The organism is Sandaracinus amylolyticus, assembly GCF_000737325.1.
Taxonomy (GTDB): Bacteria; Myxococcota_A; Polyangia; order Polyangiales; family Sandaracinaceae; genus Sandaracinus; species Sandaracinus amylolyticus.
In genome coordinates, this window is record NZ_CP011125.1 from 8,576,261 (window position 1) to 8,596,838 (window position 20,578).

Annotated in this window: 11 protein-coding genes; 1 reads left to right on the forward strand and 10 read right to left on the reverse strand. The window is 72.8% G+C overall.

Translation table 11 applies throughout. The features are described 5' to 3' along the window. Positions 1-5: 5 nt before the first annotated feature. From DB32_RS36140 to ltrA, 7 genes are all read right to left on the reverse strand, one after another. Positions 6-1,643 carry a glycoside hydrolase family 10-like protein gene (locus DB32_RS36140; RefSeq protein WP_053237215.1) on the reverse strand — a complete coding sequence of 546 codons (1,638 nt, stop codon included), beginning with the start codon at positions 1,641-1,643 and terminating at the stop codon, positions 6-8. A gap of 14 nt (positions 1,644-1,657) precedes the next feature. Continuing rightward, entirely contained in the window at positions 1,658-3,928 is a 2,271-nt protein-coding gene (locus tag DB32_RS36145; RefSeq protein WP_157069805.1) for an Ig-like domain-containing protein, read from the reverse strand. Between the two features lie 226 nt (positions 3,929-4,154). Further along, positions 4,155-6,620, reverse strand: coding sequence for a family 10 glycosylhydrolase (locus tag DB32_RS36150; RefSeq protein WP_157069807.1), 2,466 nt, complete (start codon positions 6,618-6,620; stop codon positions 4,155-4,157). Between the two features lie 212 nt (positions 6,621-6,832). After that, positions 6,833-8,242, reverse strand: coding sequence for an OmpP1/FadL family transporter (locus DB32_RS36155; RefSeq protein WP_169791670.1), 1,410 nt, complete (start codon positions 8,240-8,242; stop codon positions 6,833-6,835). 105 nt (positions 8,243-8,347) lie between these two features. Beyond that, on the reverse strand, positions 8,348-10,165 hold the full coding sequence (locus DB32_RS36160) for a cation:proton antiporter (protein WP_053237219.1): 1,818 nt from the start codon (positions 10,163-10,165) through the stop codon (positions 8,348-8,350). A gap of 47 nt (positions 10,166-10,212) precedes the next feature. After that, complete coding sequence (locus DB32_RS36165; protein ID WP_053237220.1) at positions 10,213-11,142, reverse strand: alpha/beta hydrolase; 930 nt, start codon at positions 11,140-11,142, stop codon at positions 10,213-10,215. Between the two features lie 114 nt (positions 11,143-11,256). Further along, complete coding sequence (ltrA, locus tag DB32_RS36170) at positions 11,257-12,708, reverse strand: group II intron reverse transcriptase/maturase (protein WP_205627106.1); 1,452 nt, start codon at positions 12,706-12,708, stop codon at positions 11,257-11,259. 791 nt (positions 12,709-13,499) lie between these two features. On the opposite strand from ltrA, the gene DB32_RS36175 reads away from it, so the two are divergent. Beyond that, on the forward strand, positions 13,500-15,002 hold the full coding sequence (locus DB32_RS36175) for a hypothetical protein (RefSeq protein WP_157069809.1): 1,503 nt from the start codon (positions 13,500-13,502) through the stop codon (positions 15,000-15,002). Between the two features lie 22 nt (positions 15,003-15,024). Here DB32_RS36175 and DB32_RS36180 read toward each other — a convergent pair whose 3' ends face one another. From DB32_RS36180 to DB32_RS36190, 3 genes are all read right to left on the reverse strand, one after another. Continuing rightward, entirely contained in the window at positions 15,025-16,356 is a 1,332-nt protein-coding gene (locus DB32_RS36180; protein WP_053237222.1) for a spinster family MFS transporter, read from the reverse strand. Positions 16,357-16,473: 117 nt separating this feature from the next. Beyond that, positions 16,474-16,944 (reverse strand): aminoacyl-tRNA deacylase, encoded by a 471-nt coding sequence (locus DB32_RS36185; RefSeq protein WP_053237223.1) that lies wholly within the window; start codon positions 16,942-16,944, stop codon positions 16,474-16,476. Between the two features lie 66 nt (positions 16,945-17,010). After that, complete coding sequence (locus tag DB32_RS36190; protein WP_157069812.1) at positions 17,011-20,571, reverse strand: hypothetical protein; 3,561 nt, start codon at positions 20,569-20,571, stop codon at positions 17,011-17,013. Positions 20,572-20,578 lie beyond the last annotated feature (7 nt).

Consider the following 20,578-nt stretch of genomic DNA (forward strand, 5'->3'; position numbering starts at 1 on the left):
CTTTCTCAAGGAACCAGCACCTCGACGCCCTGGCTCTCCGCCCCGCCGCGCGCGATCGCGGAGATCGCCCAGCGACCTCGGCCGAGCGACGTGGCAGGAGAGCCCGCGGGGATCCATCGATCGATCTCGAAGCTGCCATCGACGTCGCGGTAGACGGCGTACCCGCGGATCGTCGTGGGGCTCGGGTGCGAGAGCGTGACGTTGCCCGCCGTGCGCATCACGACGGGGGGCTCGACGGCATCGCCTGCGGTCTCGATCACCGCGGGCGGGCGCGCCGGCGTCGAGTACACGCGCGCCATCATCGCACGCGAGCCGTGCAAGTCGTTGGCGAGCATCCGGTAGCGGAACCACGTGTTGCCCGCGGTGCGCGGGGCCTCGGCGCGCGTGAGCATCACCTGGCGCTCGAACTCCGCGGCGTTCCACTCCGCGCCCTCGCGGTGGAGCGCGAGGCTCGGGATCACGAAGCGTCCCGGGGGTGCGAGGTCGGCCCACCACGAGACGAGCGCACCGAACGGTTGCTGGCTCGAGACGGTCGACCAGTAGAGCTGCGGCGCGAGGTAGTCGACCCACCCCTCGCTGATCCATCGCACCGAGTCGGCCGCGAGCACCTCGTACGCGTCCGTGCCGGCCACACCCGGGGGCATCCCGGGGCGGTAGATGCCGAAGGGCGCGATGCCCCACATGACCCACGGCTTCTCCGTCTTGATCGCATCCGAGACCCCGGCGACCAGACGGTTCACGTTGTCGCGACGCCAGTCGCCGAGCGAGAGCACGCCTCCGGCGTCGACATACGCTTGGTACGACTCGGAGTCAGCGAAGGGCGGTTCCCCGGGCCTGGGGTACGGATAGAAGTAGTCGTCGAACACGACGCCGTCGACATCGTACTCGCGCACGATCTCGGTCACGACCGCGACGATGTGCGCGCGGACCGCGTCGGCGGCGGGGTTCATCACGACCGCGCCTCCATACGTGATCGCCGCGTCGGGGAAGCGCTGCGTGACGTGGCTCGCCGCAGGCGTGACCGACGTCGACGTGAGCGCGCGATAGGGGTTCACCCACGCGTGCACCTCGATCCCGCGCTCGTGCGCGATCTCGAGAAGCAGCCCGAGCGGATCCCAGCCCGGCCCGACGCCCTGCACGTCGGTGAGGAAGCGGCTCCAGGGCTCGAGCGTGGACGCATAGAGCGCGTCGCTCTCGGGGCGCACCTGGAAGAAGATCGCGTTGATCCCTGCCGCGCGACACACGTCGGCGATCGCCGTCAACTCCGCGCGCGCCTGGGTCGCGCCGACGCCCGCCGCCGACGGGAAGTCGAGGCGGAACACGGTCGAGAGCCACATCGCGCGGAGCTCGCGGTCGTGCGAGACGTCGAGCAGCGCGGGAGGGCCACCATCGAGCGCGCCCGCGTCCGGCCCGGCGTCGGGCTCGCCCGCGTCCGAGCCCGCGTCGAGCCCACCGGCATCGGTCCCTGCGTCCTCGTCCGCGCCGGCGTCGGGAGGACCTGCGTCGTCTTCTTCGTGCCCGCCGGCATCGAATCCGGCGTCGAGCTGCATGCCGTCGTCGTCACCGCATGCCGTCGTGAGCGACACGAGACATGCGGCGACGAGGAGCAAACGGGACCAGAAGGGACCGATGCGGTGGCTCATTCGGTGATGCGACCTCAGGGAACGGGAGCGATGGCGACGCCGCGGAACGCAGTGTTCGTCGGCGCCGTGGCGATCGAGGAGAACGCGGTCGTGCTGCCGGCCGAGCTCGCACCGACGTCGCGCATGCGGAGCACCGCCGCCGCCGTGGTGCCGAGGCACACGACGTCGGCGCCGTCGCGCTGACACGCGAGGAAGCGAACCGGCCCGCCGAACACGTCCGTCGCCGCGTCGGACATCCACGCGCCGCTCACGCGCCGGTAGCGGCGCACACCGATGGCGTCATCCGCGAGGTAGATCCGGTCGACGCCCGGCTCGGTCGGATCCACGTCGAAGACGGCGAAGCCGTACGGGCTGCTGGTGGTGCCCTGCACCACGGTCGCGGTCGTGCCGGCAGCGGTCGGAAGGCCGGTGCCGATCGCCCAGACGCCGGCCTCGGACGCGGGCGGGCCGGCGGCCGACGTCGCGGTCGCGTACAGCTGACCTTCGAAGATGCCGATGGTGCGGCCCGGGCTCGGGACGGCGACGATCTGCGTCGACGTAGTGCCGCCGAGCGTGGCCGTGAAGATCCCGCCGAACCCACCGCTCGCCCAGATCCTCGTGCCGTCGACCACCGCCCCTCGCACCGCGGTCGTGTCGAACGCGCCACCGAGCGTCGTCGACGTGTCGACCCCTGCGGGATCCGTGAAGTCGTCCGCGCCCACCACGGCGACGACGCGCGGCACGTCGTCGGTCTCGTTCTGCACACTCGGCGTGCCGGGAACGGACTGATAGCCGGTCAGCGAAATCACCGATCCGTCCTGCGATCGCGCCAGGCTGCCATCAGCGATGCTTCCCGACAGAGTGAACGGCAGGTTCGCGCCGCTCGCCGCGACGGGCATGGCCAGCGTGCTCACCAGCGCTCCACTCGTGAGCGAGCGACGCTCGATGAAGACCGGGTAGGCCGGCCCGTTCGTGCCCACGAGGGGCGCGCTGCCGTCACCCACGCGCACCACGACGAAGTCGCTCGGCGGCGGCGCGACGTAGCCGGTGAACGCCGCGGTGTCCGCGGTCACCGGGATGCCGAACGTGTCGAGCAGCATGTCGTCGGCAGCGAGCGTGTAGGTCGTCCCCGCGGTCTGCGCCGACGTCGTCAGCGTGACGGTGTCGCCCGCCACGGTCGCCGCGCTCACCGTGAGCCCGCCCGAGATCGTGAAGCGCGCCGGCGTCGTCACCGGCGCGTGCACGTTGCGGTTGAACTCGACCTCGACCGTCGTCGCGCTCGTCGCGGTCGCGCTCACGATGCGGAACGCGTCGACGACCTGCACGTTCACCGGCGCGCTGTCGATGCCGCCGAGGCGCGCGACGACCGGCTGCTCACCGAGCGCCGTGCTCGCCGACACCGTGCCGATCACGATCTCGGTCGCGGTGCTGCTCGTGATCACCTGCGCCGCGCCGCCGATCGTCACGGTCGCGCCCGCGAGGTTCGTGCCCGTCAGCGTGAGCCGAGAGTCGCCGGGCACCACGTGCATCGGCGCGATGCTCGAGATCACCGGCACCGTCGGCGCGAACCCGGTGAAGTCCGCCTCGTTCTCGCCGGTGAGCCCGTTGCCGAACGTGTCGGTCACGTCCGCCGCGACCTCGACCGTGTAGTCGGCGTCGGGCGTCTGCGCGCTCGTCGTCAGGGTCACCATCGCGCCCGACGCGCTCGCCGCGCTCACCGTGAGCCCGTCGATCGTGAAGCTCGCCGCGTCGACGCTCGCCGCGTCGACCTCGCGCGAGAACGTCACCACGACCGACGTCGCGGTCGGCCCCGCGGCCATCACCACCGCGAGCGGCTCGAGGACCGTCACGTCGAACGACGGGCTCGTCCCGTCGGCCGTCGTCACGAGCACCGGCTGCGTCCCGGTCGGCGTGGTCGCCGCGACCGCGTCGATCGTGATCGACGTCTCGGTGCTCGCCGAGACCGTCTGCTCGACACCGCCGATCGTCACGCCCGTCGGGTCCGCGAGCCGCAGGCCGTCGAGCACCAGGCCCGAGCCCTGCGCGACGCTCGTCGGATCCGCCGCCGTGACCACCGGGCCCTCGGTCGGCACCCACGCGTCGGGGCCCGCGTCGCTCCCGCCGGCATCGTTGCCCGCGTCGGCGCGGCCGCCGTCGGTTGGCGTGCCGGCGTCACCGCCGCCCGCGTCCGCGTTCATCGCGGCGTCGGTCTCGTCGACCGGACCGTCGTCGTCGCCGCACGCGACCAACGGCAGCGCGAGCGCCGCCATCAAGGTCACGTTCCACCAAGCTCGACGCAGTCTCATCAGCTCACCTCCAAACAGAAATGGTTCGAGCGTCCGTGGGCGCGCGTCGGTCGTGCCTGGCGACGACCGAACGCGGGGGGCGCGCCCGGGGGAGCGACCTTGTCACCTCGGAGCGACCTCCGGATACGGGGTTTCCCTGACAGGCGAAAACTCCGTGTGCGCACGTGCCGCAGCGGCGCGCGGTGTGGGCGATGTGAGGCGCCGACACCGCGCGTCGCACGCAGCGTCAGCGGCAGCGCCTCGGCAGCGCGATCGCCGCGGCGGTCAGCTGGATCCGCCGCTCGTTGCGCCACGTCAGCAGCGACACGCGCGGCAGCAGTCGATCCGCCGCAACCTCGTAGAACGAGTCACCCGGGGGCGCGAAGTACGCGCCCTCGTCGGTCGTCCCGACGATGCTCCACTCGACCGGGATCGACCACGCGTTCGGGTTCGACACGCGGAACCGGCGACGCGTCACGTCGTCGGCGCACACACCGCGCAGCTCGAGCCGCTCGACGCGCGCGTTCTTCCACGGCATCGCCGGCCACTCCGCGTACCCGGGCCACGCCGCGCGCGCCTGCTCGAGGTAGCCGAGATCGCCCATCGTGCCGTGGCGGAACGGCGACGTGCCCGCGAAGCCCGCGAGCCGCGCCGTCTCGATCTGCCCCGAGAGATCGACGCCCGCGCGGAACGCATCGAGCGTCACGCCGAGCAGGCGATCACCGCCGTACGCCTCGGCATGCGCGGCGAGGCTCGTCGCGAACGCCGCGTTGTCCGCCGTGTAGATCTGCGGGAGCACGCCGTCGATCGCGCCCTCGGTCATCCACGTCGGCCAGTCCTGGTAGTTGAACTGGCGCGCGTCGGTGAGGCGGCCGATCGGGTACGCGAGCAGGATCAGATCGCCGTCGATGCGCTCGAGGCGACGGTGGATCGCCGCGACCGTGTCGGTGATCGCCTCCTGGCGGAACGTGATCCAGTCCGCGTCGCGCGGGCTCGGCACGCCGCGGCGGTGGAAGCGGCGGTTGAAGCGCTCGATCGCCTCGGGGTGGTAGCCGAAGTCGCGGTTCTCGCGGGTGAACGCGGTCTGCGGGTACCGGATGCGATCGAGGATGACGCCGTCGATCTCGTAGTTCGTCGCGATGTCGCCGACGACGTCCGCGAGGTACTCGCGCACGTCGGGCAGCGCGGGCTCGAGCCACATGCCCTCGGGGTCGTGCGCCGGCGTCTGCACGACGGGCGCGCCGCCGTTGTACGCGTAGGTCCGCCACTCCGGGTGCGCGTTCACGACGTGCCCGGGATCGCTCGGCGACGCGGCGCCCTCGGTCACGAGGTGCGTGTTCACGTACGCGAAGATCTTCAGGCCGCGCGCGTGGCCGCGCGCGATGAACTCCGCGAGCACGTCGACGTCGCCCACCGCCGTGCTGCGCGGCTCGTGGTTCGGGTACGTCGCGTCGGCGCGGTTCGGGATGTACGTCGCGTCGCCGCGGTAGCGCGTGTGGACCGCGATCGCGTTGTATCGATGCGCCGCGATCTCGTCGATGATCGACTGGATCGCGCCGACGTCCGAGAGGCCGTCGAACACGGTCACCGCCGCGACGCGCATCTCGGGCTCGTCGACGCCCGGCGAGGTCCCGGGCACGAGGCGCACCGCGTCCGCGATCGCCACCGAGCCGACCGGCAGGCTCTGCGCCGCCGAGAGCGTCACGCGCACCACGCCGGTCGCCGACGCGTCGACCCCGCCGATGTAGACCCACTGCTGGTCGCGCGTGCGCTGGTTGACCGACGTCGAGACGCTCGTCCCGTTCGACTCGATCGTGTAGTGCGCGGCCGTCGCGCGGTTCGCGCCCGCGCGGTAGGTGACCTGCACGTCGTAGTAGCCGGGCTCGACCGTCGCTTCCCAGGTCGCGACGCTGGTCGCGTTGCCCGACGACGCGAAGCGGTAGTGCCCGCCGCCGTGGCCGATGCCGCCGCTGACCGTCCACGCGCCCTGCTGCACGAAGTCGGGCGCGCCGTCGTCGTCGTCGACGATCGTCGAGCCGTCCGACGGACCGGCCGCGACCAGCGTGATCGCGCCGACGAGGACGTGGCCGCCCCAGGTCGCCGACCCGGCGCTCCAGGTGCCGCTCGTCACGTCGGTGCCGAAGGCGATGAGCAGGTCGTCGCCCGCGTGCGCGTCGAACTCGCCGGTGACCAGCGTCTGCGGGCCGAGCGCGGTGTCGTCCGCGGTGGTCAGCCCCGTGTAGCTCGCCGACACGCCGAGCCCGGGCAGCGAGCTCGGGTTGGGCCCGCGGTGCCGCGCGGTCGATCCGACCGCGACGCCGACCTGGAACGCACGGATGCCGTTCGTCGAGGTCGCGCCGGTCTCGACGACCTGGACCGGGACCGAGATCTGGTAGGTGCCGTCGGCCGGGATCGCGGCGCGGTAGATCGTGTAGACGCCGTTCGCGAACCCGCCGTCGTCGATGCGCATCGCGGGCGCGCCGGCCAGCGTGCTGCGCGACGGGGTGCCGAACGTGTTGTGGGTCGCGTCGTACCAGACGCCGTAGGCACCCGCGCTCTCGGGGTGGTTCGCCTGGGCGACGGCCGCGAAGGTGTCGACGGGGGTCTCGACCAGCGCGTCGTCGTGGGCGCCGAGGGGGCCCTCCGAGGTGCAGCCGGCTGGACCGAGCGCGGCGAGGGCCAGGAGAGCCACAGCAAAACGACGGGTGCTCATTCAGCCTCCTCGAGTACGAACTGCCGAGGATTCGACAGGTGTACGAGCCTTGCGCAGTCAGCGAGCACCCGTCAACGGTGAGCCGCACATTGTAGCTATGGCGTTCTGATCCGCTCTCGCTGGCATTCCGGGGCAGACGCGAGCGGACGCGCGAAACCCGCGCGAAACACGGGGCTCGCGCGGCGTCCGGGTCTCGAGGAGAGCGCTCGGGGTCAGCGCGCGCGCTGGCGGCGCGGCGCGGCGGGCGCTTCGGTCGTGGCCTCGGTCGCGGGCGGCGGGGCGATCGTCTCCGGCGTCTCGGCCGCGGGCGGCTCGACCGCGGGCGCATCGTCGATCGGCGGTGCGCCTTCGTCCGCGACGGTCGGATCCGCCGGGCGAACGTCGGTGACGACCTCTTCGACGACCGGGGGCTCCGGCGTCGGGTCCACCACCAGCCGCGCGGTGAACGAGACCACGTGGAGATCGCCCCAGTACCGCGCCAGGGGCGCGTCCTGGCTCGTCGACTCGCGCCCGACGAACGTCACGTACGAGTAGCTCGCGTCGATCCCGATCTCGCGCGTGACGTCGAAGCCCGTCCCGAGCGTCACGCCGAAGCGCGCCATGTCGGGCGATGCCGGGCCCAGCGTCTCCGGCGGCGACGCCTCCATGTCGTAGAAGAGGCCGGCCCGGGCGTGGAACCAGTCGATGGGCGTGACCTCGCCGCCGAGCCGGAACACCCAGGTGTCGCGCCAGTCCTGGGCCACGTCGCTGTCGCTGGTGGTCTCGCGCTCGAAGTCGACACGCTGCCGGTCGCGCACGCTCCACGCCGTCCAGCCGACGTCGGCGAACACCCCGAATTCGCGCTGCTGCCACGCCGCGCCGAACGTCAGGCGATCCGGGATGACGAGCTCGGTCGACGCGTGCTGGTCGGGGGCCCGTCCGACGAACGGCGGGGGCACCGTGAAGTCCGCGTCGCCCGTCGCGCGCATCCAGGTGCGGCTCTTGTACGAGGCGCCGAGCGCGAATTCCGGGGTCGCCTGCCAGAAGATCGACGCGTCGCCGCCCACGCCCGCGCCCCACATCAGCACGTGCACCGAGCCCTCGACGTCGATGAAGTCGAGCTGCCGGCGCGTCTCGGCGCGCGCGGTGTCGACGTGGGCGCCGATCGAGAGCCGGATGTCCGGGAAGTCGCGCAGGAGGCCGTGCTCGCCGCCGAGCCGCAGCGAGAAGAACGGCGCGGCGCGGAACACGAGGAGGTTCGTGCTCATCGCCTCGAAGCGCCCCCACCACGCGTCGGGCGCCGAGGGCCACGACACGCTCGTGCCGTGCGAGACGCCGAGGTACGCGCCGACCGCCCACTCGTTCTCCGCGTACGAGAGGTGGAGGTGCGGCGGCGGGGAGACGCCGGAGACGGTCGACGACGTCTCCATCTCGCCCTCGAGGTGCTCGATCGAGATGTTCGGCACCGCCAGCAGGATGCCGAGCGCACCGCGGAAGCCACCCCCGTCGGCGAGCGCCGCGGGGTTGTAGAACGCCGCCGAGGGATCGTCGCGACGGGCCGTGCCCGCGCCGCCCGTCGCCCCCGCGACCGCGCTCTGATCGGGCACCTCGAACCCGCCTGCGCGGGCTCGTGGAGCCGGCAACGTGGCAAGGAGAAGAGCCGCGACGAGCGCGAGCGTTCGAAGCGAAGTGCGCGTCACGGCCGAGCACGCTATCCGAACCGGCCGCGCCGCGGAAGACGCGTCGCGTCAATTGGATGAACGATCCGCTTCGTCCGTCCCCGCGTGCGGAGGAGGAGGCTCGCTCGGAGGGGGCGCGGCGGGCAGCGGGGTCGGCGTCGAGGGGCGGACGCCGGCCGACGAGATGCTCGTCTCGCCCGAGCGCGTCGCGCCCGCGCGGCGCGCGCGCGACTTGCGCGACGTGATCTGCACGATGATCTCGGTCGCGACCGCACCGCCGATCACCGCGGTGACGATCGCCTGGGTCGCGGGGCTCTCGTAGAGCGTGCGCGCGGTGATCACGAACGCGAGCGCGAGCGCGCCCATCGGCGGCGTGATCAGGTCGGGCGTCGGCATCTCGTCGAGCCCGGGATGACGCGCGTCGTGCGGCAGGCGCCGCGCGACGCGCGCGCCGAGCGCGCGGCCGACGATGCGCGCGACGACGAACACCGGCAGCAGCACCCAGCCGCGCCAGTCGTCCACGCGCCAGAGCGCGCCGACGACGACCAGGAACACCAAGTAGATCGGCCGCTCGAGACGCGCGAACGCCGCCGACAGACGCGGCTTGTCGCCGCCCGGCATGTTCTTCAGCAGGATGCCGGCGAGGAAGCACACGACGAGCGGCGGCAGCGAGAAGAAGCCCGCCATGCCGGCGGTGAAGCAGACGCAGCCGATCAGGAGCGCCGAGCTCTCCGCGGCCGACTCGGTCCCTCGGAGCACCGCGTACATCACGAGCCCGAGCGTCGCGGCCATGCCGAACGTCACGAAGAGCCAGCCGACGCCCGGCAGGTTCCAGCTGCCGCCCTCGGAGGGATGCAGCCACGCGAAGAGCATCGCGAGCGCGACCACGCCGACGACGTCGTCGAGCACGCCGATCGTGCGCGCGAGCTCCATCGCGCGCGCCGGGACGCGCTGCGCGCCGAGCCGCTCGAGCGTGGGCGCGGAGAGCGCGCCCGCGAGCCCGACGATCGCCGCGTCGCGCACGAACGTCGTCATGCGGAACGGATCGCCGCCGAGCCCCGTCGCGAAGAGCAGCACGCCGCACGCGACCGCGATCGTCGCGAACGACGCGCCGGTCAGGAGGATCACCACCGACGACGTGCCCTTCGGCACCTCGTCCATCGCCGCGCCCTCGAACTGGAAGCCGGTGTGGAACCCGATCCACCCGAGCCCGAACTGGAGCAGCGGCGTGATCGCGATGAGCACCTCGTCGTTCAGGATGTCGATGCCGGGGGCACGACAGATCACGCCGAGCGCGACGAAGGGCAGGCCGCTGGTGACGACCTGCGAGATGCCCATGCGCTCTTCGAGGCGCTGCACGCGCGGGTGCGCGCCGATCCACGCGAGCGCGAGCAGCGCGACGAGGCCCAGCAGCGTGCGGATGACGCGGCTTCCGTCGCTCTCGCCGGTGATCGACGGGATCTCGGTCGGGACCTCGCCCTCGGCGGGCTCGATCGGGACGAGCGCGATCGCGCCGGCATCGGTGCCCGCGTCGAGCTCCATCGCCGCGTCGGGGACGCCCGCGTCGTCGACGATCGCGCCGTCGGGGATGCCCGCGTCGTCCACCCCCGCGTCGGCGAGCACGCCCGCGTCGGGCGGCCCGGCGTCGCGCGCACGAGCCGGGGCCGTGCGCGCCGCTCCCGCGTCTCGCTCGCGCGTCGCGCCGGCGTCGCGCTCTCGCGCAGCGCCTGCGTCGCTCGTCGTCGCGGTGGCCTCGCCCGCGTCGGGGCGCCGACCTGCGTCGACGTCCTGACCGCGCGCCGGCGCTTCGTACGTGGCGAGCAGGAGCGCGGCCGACGCGACGAGCACGCCGACGTGGCCCCATGCGCGTCGTCGGGGACGATCCACGGAGCGCAGACTACTGCATCTCCTCACGAGCTCTCGACCGGAACCGCTCACGCGCGCGGCACGTGCTCGTCGAGCCAGCGCACGAGCGAGCCCATCACCTCGTCGCGGTTGGTCTCGTTGATCATCTCGTGGCGGCCCGCGGGATAGAGGCGATCGGTCACGCGCCCGAGGCCCGCCTTGCGCATCGTGTCGACGAGCCGGCGCACGCCCTTGCCGCGCTCGCCGACCGGATCGAGCTCGCCCGCGAACACCAGGATCGGCAGCTCGCGCGGCAAGCGCGACCACTGTCCGCGCCCGAGCTCCTCGAGCGCGCCGAGCAGATCGATCCAGGTCTGGGTCGTGACCTCGAAGCCGCAGCGCGCGTCCGCGCAGTACAGGTCGACCTCGACGGGATCGCGCGAGAGCCAGTCGTACTTCGTGCGTCCTTCGAAGCCGCGGTTGTAGCTGCCGAACGAGAGCTGCGTGAGCAGCGGGCTCGTGCCGCGCTTGCCGACCCGGATGCGCTCGAGCTTCGCGGCCTGCTTGCCCGCCGCGACGAGCGGACCGCCGCCCGCGGTCGAGCCCGACAGCACGAGCGCGTCGAGCTCCTGCGGATGACGCAGCACCAGCGTCTGCGCGAGGAAGGAGCCCATCGAGTGCCCGAAGAGCACGTAGGGCACGCCGGGGTGCTCGCGGCGCGCGTGCTGCGCGATCATGCGGAGGTCGGCGATGACGCGGTTCCAGCCGTCCTCGTCGCAGAAGTGACCGACCTCGGCGTCCGTCTTCGCGGTGAGCCCGTGGCCGCGGTGATCGCTCGCGTACACGGCCCAGCCCGCGTCGTTGAGCTGCTGCGCGAGGCGCGCGTAGCGCTTGCCGTGCTCCGCCATGCCGTGCGCGATCTGTACGATTCCACGCGGCTTCCCTGCAGGAAGCCAGCGATGCACCGCGATCTCCACGCCGTCGTCGGCCCGCAGCATGAACGTCTCGGTCGTCGTCATTGGTAGATCCTTACCTGCTACCGGCCTGCGCCGGCGGTTGGTCAAGACCCCCGTTCAAACCGTGCGTGCGGATTTCCCGCACACGGCTTACGGGCAGTCTCTCGAGTCGCTGCATTACGCGACCTCCCGGAAGAAGGCTCGCTCGGGGTACTGCACGGTCCCTCGCAGGCGATGAAGTCCGAGGCTCCAGAAGTACTCGCGCGTCCACCTGCTCGACTCCCCCGGCTTCAGATGCCGGCCCTTGCGCTCCACGCGCAGGTCCCGCAGCCGACGCCAGACGTAGCTGTCGAGTTGGTTGAATTTCTTGGCGGCATTTCCGGTGCGGAAGTAGTTGCCCCAGCCCCGCAGCACGGGGTTGAGATCGGCGATCACCTCGCGAAGATCCGCGTGGCACCGCCTCCTCGGGGTCAGCTCCTTCACGCGCTGTCTCACCCGCTTCATCGCGCGCGCGGACGGCCAGCGATGCAGGAAATAGAGGCGTCTGCCTTTCTTCTCCCACAGCGCTCCGCTCATGCGTTTGTGCAGGTGATGTCCGAGAAAATCGAAGCCCTGCTTGCCATCGTAGAGCTCGACTCGCCTCGTCTTGTCCGGATGCAGCTCGAGACCGAGGCGCCCGAGGATGACTCGAATGCGCCTCTCTGCCTCTTCGCACTCGCGCTTCGTCTTGCACATCACGACGAAGTCGTCCGCGTAGCGCACCAGCGTCCCGGGCGGGGCGCTCCTGCGCATCCACGTCACGTCGAGCACGTGCAGGTAGATGTTCGAGAGCAGCGGAGAGATGACTCCGCCCTGCGGCGCGCCCGCGACGTTGCGAGCCACGACGCCCTCGTCCATCACCCCCGCTTCGAGCCACTGCCGCACCAGCTTGAGCATCCGCCGATCCGAGATGCGTCGAGCGACGAGCTTCATCAGCTTGTCGTGATCGATGCTCCCGAAGTAGTCGCGGATGTCGGCGTCGAGCACGTGGAGATGCCCTTTCGCGCCGAGCTTCCTCAGCGTCTCCAGCGCACCCAGCGCGCCCCGCTTCGGCCGGAAGCCCCACGAGCACGGAAGAAAGTCCGCCTCGAAGATCGGCTCCAGCACCAGCTTCGCCGCCATCTGGACCACTCGATCCCGGACCGTCGGAATCCCCAGCGGCCGCTTCCTTCCATCTGCCTTCGGGATGTACCGGCGCAGCACCACCTCGGGCCGGTACGTCTTGCTCCGCAGTGCGTCGCCGAGCTCTTCGAGGAAGCGCTCGACTCCGTACTGCTTCACCTCGGCGATCGTCTGGCCATCGACGCCCGCCGCGCCCTTGTTCGCCTCGACTCGCTTCCACGCTTCCCGAAGGACGTCACTCCTCCAGATGTGGTCATAAAGAGCGTGGAAACGTCTTCCAGGTGCTCGCTTGGCCGCGACCCACAGTCGCCTCTGCAGTTGTCGCACTTCTTCGCGCGGCCTACGGCCGCCGGGGTCGTTAGGTCCGGTCCTGCCGGCCATTCCCTCGCGCTTACCTGCTTCCTCGACGTGACTGCCCCAGGGACCCTTCCCTCCCGTCGCGTTGTTCTGCACGACGTTCGTCGACATCACCGTGGCGATGCCGTGCGGTACTACGATCCCCTCGGACTCCCGCTGCGCGGCGGCCGATTTCGCCTTCGGCTTATACGGCGCGCTTCGCCCCGACGAGGGCTGCGCAGACGGGCCTCTCGTGTTCCGCGCTTCTCCGTGATCGCGTGCTGCGCCCCATACCCCGCCGAGACTCGATGCGCGCTCCGGAACAGACGCTTCGAGCGTGGCCTTCGCCGTGAAATGAGCGGCTCGGCTCTCGGATTGTTCATCTGACGAGGCTGCAGGCTTCACTTCATGTTGCGGCCCGCGATCTTGCTCCCCGCTGCACAGCTCTCGCTGCCTGACGGGCTTTCGACGCCCCGCTCGGGACGACGGGATCTCTCCCGACGCCCGGGGCCTGCTACTCGGCGCTCCGGCGCCTACCGAGGCGGGACTCTCACCCGCAGGAGAAGCGCAGCGAGCAGACGTCGGCCCTACGGCTCGACCTTCGTCTGCGTCACGACGCACCATCGCGCGCGACTCTACCCCGAAGACCACTTGCGTCGACCTCGACGCGAGGTCGTCGGGGTTCGGGCGGGAGGGAGGCTCGGCGGGCTCCGCCCGACGAGGGAGGGCGCGCCGCACGCGCCCTCCGGAGAAAAGCAGCGAGCGCCGCGTGACGAGAGATTGGAGCGAGCATCGCTCGGCTCCTACAATCGCGCGGTGGACCGGGACACGGCGCGCACCTTCGCACGAGCGCTGACGCGTGCGCTGCGGGGCTCGGACTCCATCGGGGCGGCGTTCGCGTCGTGAGCGAGCGGAGCACGCGCATGCGCCTGACGAGCGACGCCGATGCGGCGGCGCGCTCCGACGACGAGCTGCGCGCGCTGCAGCGCGAGAGCGACGACGCGATCACGCGCGTGCGCGCCGCGTGGGCGCTCGCGGCGCGGCTCGGTGCGAGCGCGATCACTGCGCGTGATCCCGGCAGCGGGCTCAGCGTCGGCGTGCGGCAGCACCTGCTCGGCGTGCTCGAGCGCCAGCACGAGCTCGCGACGATCGTCACGATCGGGCGCGACGATCCGGATGCGCGCCTGCGCGCGACCGCGTGCGCGCTGCTCGCGAAGCACGCCGGCGAAGAGCGCGCGGCCGTGCAGGTGCTCGTCGATCGGCTCGCGCACGAGCGCGACGGTGCGGTGCTGCGCGCGCTCGTCGAGGCGCTGCCGGAGCGCGCACCGCCGCTGATCGAAGCGGGGTGCGACGCGCTGCTCGCGCGCGGCGATGCCGACGCGGATCTGCGGTTCGCGGTGCTGGAGCGACGGATCGCGCAGGGCGGCCCGCTGCTCGCGCTCGAGCTCCACGAGTCGCTCGCGCAGCACGGCGCGGACGTGCGCGGTCGCGCGCTCGAGACGTGGATCGCGCGCGCGGGCGCGCCGGCGGTGCTGCGCGCGGTCGAGAGCGCCCCCGTCGCGATCGTCGCCGACGCGCTCGCGCGCGTGAAGGGTGGCGTCTCGTGGGACGACGTCGCGGCGATCGCGGCGCGCAACCTCCCGGCGCTCGACGCGCTGCTGCTTCCCTACGCGACGCCGAGCGATCGCCGCGCGATCAGCTTCCTCGTCGCGGTCGTCGCGCGCGGGCTCGATCCCGGATCGCGCGTGTTCGAGAGCCCCGAGCTGCGGCGATCGCTCATCGAGCGCGCGCTGCAGGTCCTCGGTCCGGTGCTCGACCGTCCGATCGATCCCGCGCTGGTCCCGGTGCTGAGCGTGCTGCTCGAGCTCGTCGAGCGCGTGGTTCCGCAGATGGACGCGGATCGCCTCGCGCAGGACGAGCACGCGCTCGCGGGCATCGCGGGCGCGCTGCGACATCGGCTCGGCGCGCCCGGGCCTCATGGCTGGATGGGCGCGCTGCGCCGGGTGCGCGACCCGAGCCCGCGCACGATCGTCGAGCACACGAAGCCCGACGGAACGTCGTCGATCGTGATCACCGCGACGAGCGGGCTCGAGCTGCGCGCGCCGGCGCACGCGGTGCGCGAGATCGCGCGCGCCCTCCCCGAGCCGGCGATGGCCGCGGAGGTGGAGCGCCTCGGGCGCGATGCGCGCACGCGCTTCCTGGATCCCGACGCGCTCGACGCCGCGCTGTCGCGCGCGGTCCCGCCCCACCCCGCGCTGGCCCAGGATCTCGGTCAGCTCGCGCGCATCGCGGGCGCGCGCGGCGCGCCGCTGCGCGCCGACTTCGAAGAGGGCTGGTGGGATCCCGCCGAGGAGCCGCAAGATCGCGCGACGATGGTCGAGCTCGTCGGCGAAGAGCTCTCGAGCACGCGCCGCGGCCGCGGCTGAGCCGCGCGCAACCCCGGGAAGCTCAGTCGACCCAGTCGTGCTGCAGCGTGCGCGACGCGCGGTACAGCAGGAACGACGAGAGCATGTAGAACGCCATGCCGGTGTAGATCGACCAGCGCAGGCTCTCCTCGCCGAACGTCGGACGCAGCACGTCGCTCATCCAGCCGAAGTAGAAGACGCCGACCGCGATCCCGAGCAGGTTGTTGATCAGCAGGAAGAGCGCGGACGCCGTCGTGCGCATCGGCGCGGGCACGAGCTGCTGCACCGCCGCCGTCACCGGGCCGAGCCACGCGAGGTTGAGCCCGGTCGGCACGACGAACACGACGAACGCCATCGCGAGCGCCTGCCAGCCGTTCGCGCCCGCGTCGGGGAAGAACGCCTGGATCAGCGACGCCGAGTTCATGCCGAGCAAGAAGCACGGCACCGAGATCACGAACGCGATCGCCGGCGTCAGCGGATACGCGGCCTTCGAGAGGCGCCCGAGGCGATCCGCGATCGCACCGCCGAGCCAGATCCCGATCACGCCGCCGACCAGCGAGATGCCCGAGTAATACCAAGCGGTCTGCGCGAGGCTGAGCTCGAAGCTGCGCATGAAGAAGCTCGGCAGCCACGCGGCCACGCCGTAGCCGCACACCGACGACGACGCCGCGCCGAACGAGAGCAGCCAGAAGCTGCGCTTCGGGAACACGGTCCGCAGCACCTCGGCGAACGGCGGCGCTTCCTTCGGTGCGGCGCGCTCGTCCATCGCGCCGCGCTCGGGATCCCGCACCGAGAGGCGCAGCACCGGCGCGACGATCACCCCGAGCAACCCGACGGTGACGAACGCGACGCGCCATCCGTACGTCGCCGCGAGCAGCCCGCCGACGAGCGTGCCCGCCGCGGTCCCGAGCGGGATCCCGAACGCGTACACCGCCATCGCGCGTGCGCGCTGCGACTTCGGGAACGTGTCGGCGATCAGCGAGTACGCGGGCGCGACGCCGCCCGCCTCGCCGATGCCCACCCCCATGCGGCACAGGAAGAGCTGCGTGAAGCTGCCCGCGAGCCCGCAGAGCGCGGTGAAGCCCGACCAGATCGTCAGCGCCACGGTCATGATCCACACGCGGCTCACACGATCGGCGGCCCACGCGATCGGGATCGCGAGGCTCGAGTAGAGCAGCGCGAACGCGAGGCCGCCCATCAGGCCGAACTGGCTGTCGGAGAGCTCGAACTCGTCCTTCAGCGGCGTCGCGAGGATGCCGATGATCTGACGGTCGAGGAAGTTGAGCGTGTAGATCAGCGTCAGGACCGCGAGCACGTAGTAGCGGTACGCGGGCGACGCAGCCTGCTGCGGAGCAGCGACTCGGACTTGGTTCACGACATCCCCTCTTCCCTGCCCTGACGGTAGCGGAGATTTGCTGCGTTGCACAAACAGCGAGTTGGGCGCCCGGAAAATCGCGGCTCCGCCGCATTGTGCGGCGCGACACGGCGGCGATCAGCGCGCGATCGGTCCGACCTTCGCCCCGGTCGTGCGCAGGTAGTCCGCGGGCGCGATCAGGATCTGCGTCCCGCGCACGCCCGCGCTCACGCTGATCACGTCGAAGAGCTCGATCGTCTCGTCGCAGCACACCGGGTACGGCTTCTTCGCGGCGAGCGCGGTGACGCCGCCGCGGATGTAGCCGGTGATCGGCTGCACTTCCTTCAGCGGCACGAGCTCCGCGCTCTTGTGCCCGGCGAGGCGCGCGTACGCCTTGAGGTCGAGCTCGGTGCCCGCGGCGATCACCGCGAACCCGATGTCCTTGCCGTCACCGCGACAGCAGAGCGTCTTCCAGACCTGCTCGAGCGGCATGCCGACCTTCTGCGCGACGGTCTCGGCGCTGAGATCGTCGGGGTCGACGTCGTACTCGCGCAGCTCGTACGTCATCCCGAGCTGATCGAGCACGCGGCACGCGTTCGTCTTCGGCATTCGCGCGAGGTGTAGCGCGGGTCGAAGCCGGTCGGGACCGACGGAACGCGCGCTCCTGCCGGAGGCTCAGCGGCCGAGGCGCTGCAGCGCCTGCGCGTTGTCGGGCTCGATCTCGAGCGCAGCCTCCCACGCCTCGCGGGCGCCGCTCTCGTCGCCGGTCGCGCGGCGCACGTCGCCGAGCAGGATGCGATAGGGCGCACGACGCGCGCGGCGGCGCACCGCGTCCTCGGCGAACGGGAGCGCGTCGCCGGGCGCGCCGCGATCGAGGAGCAGGCGCGCGAGACCGACCATCGCGTAGTGGTTCTGCGGGTCGAGCGTGAGGGCGCGCCGATAGAGCGTCTCGGCGAACGCGGGCGGTGCCGAGCGGGCGCGCGCGACGAGATCGTCGGCGGTCTCGCCCTCGACCGGCGCGAGCGCGTCCTCGGGCGACGTGGCGGGCGGCTCGGCCGCGGTGGGCTCGGCGGCAGCGGGCTCGGCGGCAGCGGGCTCGGCGGCAGCGGGCTCGGCCGCGGTGGGCTCGGCGGCAGGGGGCGGCTCGCTGGGAAGCTCGACCGCGACGGGCTCGGCGACGGCGGGCTCGGACGGCGGCTCGGCGATCGGCTCCTCAGGCGCGGCGGCCTCGGGCTCGACGGGCGGCTCGGCGGGCGGCTCGACGATCGGCGCCTCGGGCTCGGGCTCCGCCACCGGCAGCGTGGGCTCGGGCGGCGGCTCGATCGTCGGCTCGCCGACGCCGACGACGATCGCGGGCTGCGGCGGCCACATGCCCATCCGCCGCGCGACGATCAGCCCCACCACGCCGATCACCGTCATCAGCGCGAGCGCGAGCACGAGGAACCCGAGCACCCGCATCGCACCACCGCCGCGCCCCGTCTCCGACGTGGCCTGGGGCACCGGCGTCGGGCGCTGCGGGGGCGGGAACGACGTGCGCGAGGGCGGGCTCGAGATGCGCGGCGGGCTCGAGCTCCGGACCGGAGGCGCGGGCGGCGCGGCGGCCGGCGGCGCAGGCGGAGCGACGGGCGGCGGCCCGGTCAGCATGCCCGCAGGCGCGCTCGGCGCCCCGGCGGGCGCCGGATGCACCGAGAGCGGCCGATCCCGCGGCGTCTCCGGCGCGATCTGCTCACTGGACGACGATCCCAGCTCGACGAGATCGGCGCTGTCCATCTCGGCCGACGGAGACGACGCCGTCCCCTCGTCGTGCGACTCGATGCGCGGATCGGACGCGCCGCGCGACGTGATCTCCTCCGCGACGGCGCGCCGCTCGATCGCGCGCAGATCGCTCGCCGTCGATCGCCGCGCGGTCGCGATGCGCCCGAGCGTCGCGCTGCTGCGTGCATCACCGACGTCGGGAGACGACGAGCGCCGCGTCTCGCCCGACTCGGGCTCGCTCTCCGGCGGCTGGCTCGCGGCGGCGAGCGCGGCCGGCGGCAGCTCGGACGACGTCATCTGCAGCGTCGCGCGGCGCGTCGGCACACGACGCGGACGATCGGAGGCCGGCGCATCGGGGCGCGTGGTCGCCGCGGGCGTGGCGACCACCGGCGCGGTCGGCGCCACGGGCGCGCGCGGCGGCTCGGCCGCTGTCGGAGCCTTCGCGGGCGGCGCGATCGGCGCGCGCGCCGCGGGCATGCCCTGCGTGGACTGCCCGGAGCCGCGCATCACGCCCATGACCAGCGTCTGCTTGCGCGCGTTGGGCGCTCCCGGGCGCGGCGCTGCCGCCGGGGCCTGCGGCGGGGGCGCGGCGCCGCCCAGGACGCCGGTGGGGAGCTTCTCCGAGGTCGGGCGCGCCGGAGCAGCGGCGGCCGGCGGCGCGGCGAGGGCGGGCCCCTTGAGCGTCGTCTGCAGCGCCGGGGCCGCACCGCGCGCCGGAGCCGCGCCGCGCGCGGGCGCCGCGCCGGTCGGGCGGGGCACGTTCGCCGGGCGCGCCGTCATCGGCGCGGCCTCGCGCGGGGTCGGGCGAGGCAGCGCGCTCGCCGGCGGGATCACCGGCTGCTTCGGGCGCGGCGGCTCGCTCTCGCCCCAGCTCAGATCCTCGGGCGCGGCGGGCTTCACGCTCTGCGACATGCGCGTGACGCTCGCCGCCTCGATCGGCGCCGGCAGATCGCTCTCCGAGTCCAGCCCGGAGTCGCCGATCGGCATCAGCTCCTTCCCGAGCTCGCTGGCGTTCGGGAACGGCCGGCGCCGCCCCGGCGCGCTGCTGATCGACGACGCGCTCCCCGCGAACGACGGAGGCAGCATCGAGGGCGCGATCGGCGGCGACTCCTGCGACGCGCGCGCGAGCGCCTCGTCGACCGGCGCCATCACGTTCGCCGTCGCGGGGTGCGCCCGCTGCTCGACGTGCACCCGCCCCGAGCCCATCGCGAGCAGCGCCGCGAGCGCGCGCGTGCCCTCGAGGCCTTCGCCCGTCGAGCGCGTCCCGGTCGCGCCGACGACGAGCCCCTCGGCGAGGTCGACCTCGACCACCGCCTTCGAGCTCCGGACCATCACGTGGCACGTCCCGGGCGCGCCCGCGATCGCGCGCAGCAGCCGACACGGGCCGGTCGCCTCGAGGCGCGCGTCGAACGCGCTCTCGCTCCCCGCGCGCTCCCGCAGCGCGCGATCGTGCATGACCAGCGGCGCGATCTTCTCGGCGAGCCGCTCGGCATCCGGCGCGCCGCGCGGATCGGGCCACAGCTCGTCCCACGGCGCGACCAGGATCGACGCCCAGCGCAGCCGCACGTCGCGCCGCAGCTGCCGCACGACCTCGAACCCCGGCCCGTCGATCCCCGCGGCGTCCATCACGACGACCTCGGGATCGAGCCCCGCCGCGCGCTCGAGCCCCACGCCGCCGTTGTCGCTCACGGCGACCGTCGCGCCCCGCGATCGCAGCTCCTGCGCGAGCGCGTCCGCGCGCGACGGGTCGTGATCGACGAGCAGCACGCGCAGCCCGCGGAAGATCGTCAGATCGGCGCGCCGCGGGCCCTCGGGATCGATCAGCTCGATCGCGCCGCCCGCGCCGTCCTTGTGGAACTCGTAGACGAGCGGCTCCGCGCGCGAGACGAGCGGGCGCAGGCGCTGCACGAACTCCTGCACCGCCTCGGCGACCGGTCGCCCGGCGCCGAGCACGATGCGCATCGGATCGCCGCCCTGACGGCCGACGCTGAGGATCCCGCTGCGCAGCTCGCGCGTGACGAGCCCGACCAGCTCGTCGAACGTCGCCTCCCCGAGCTCCGCCGCGTCGGCATCGCGATCGGGGAGCTCGCGCGCGAGCTGGGCGACGCGCCGCGCGATCTCGTCGACGCTCGGCGTCTTGGGCACCACCGCGATCGCGCCGTAGCGGAACGCGAGCACGCGCTTGTCGAGCGCGCCCTGATCGTCCGAGAGCAGCGCGACCGGCACCACGCTCGTCGCGGGATCGCGCGAGAGCGCCTCGAGCACGGTGCGCCCGCCGTCCTTCGACGCATCGCCCACGAGCAGCACGAGATCGGGCGCGGACATGCGCACCGCGCCGGGGGCATCGGCGGTCGACGCTTCCTCCACGAAGAGGCCGTGACGATCGAGCGCGACGCGGAGCGCGGCGTCCATCGGCTCGCCGTGCCCGACCATCAGCAGCGTCGGACGATCCTTCGCTGCGCTCTGCGTGCTCGCAGTCACCCACATT

Bases quoted from the DNA above. Each gene is read 5' to 3' on its own strand.
- DB32_RS36145 (WP_157069805.1), bottom strand. From the start codon at position 3,928: ATGAGACTGCGTCGAGCTTGGTGGAACGTGACCTTGATGGCGGCGCTC.
- DB32_RS36150 (WP_157069807.1), bottom strand. From the start codon at position 6,620: ATGAGCACCCGTCGTTTTGCTGTGGCTCTCCTGGCCCTCGCCGCGCTC.
- DB32_RS36140 (WP_053237215.1), bottom strand. From the start codon at position 1,643: ATGAGCCACCGCATCGGTCCCTTCTGGTCCCGTTTGCTCCTCGTCGCC.
- ltrA (WP_205627106.1), bottom strand. From the start codon at position 12,708: ATGTCGACGAACGTCGTGCAGAACAACGCGACGGGAGGGAAGGGTCCC.
- DB32_RS36175 (WP_157069809.1), top strand. From the start codon at position 13,500: ATGCGCCTGACGAGCGACGCCGATGCGGCGGCGCGCTCCGACGACGAG.
- DB32_RS36165 (WP_053237220.1), bottom strand. From the start codon at position 11,142: ATGACGACGACCGAGACGTTCATGCTGCGGGCCGACGACGGCGTGGAG.
- DB32_RS36185 (WP_053237223.1), bottom strand. From the start codon at position 16,944: ATGCCGAAGACGAACGCGTGCCGCGTGCTCGATCAGCTCGGGATGACG.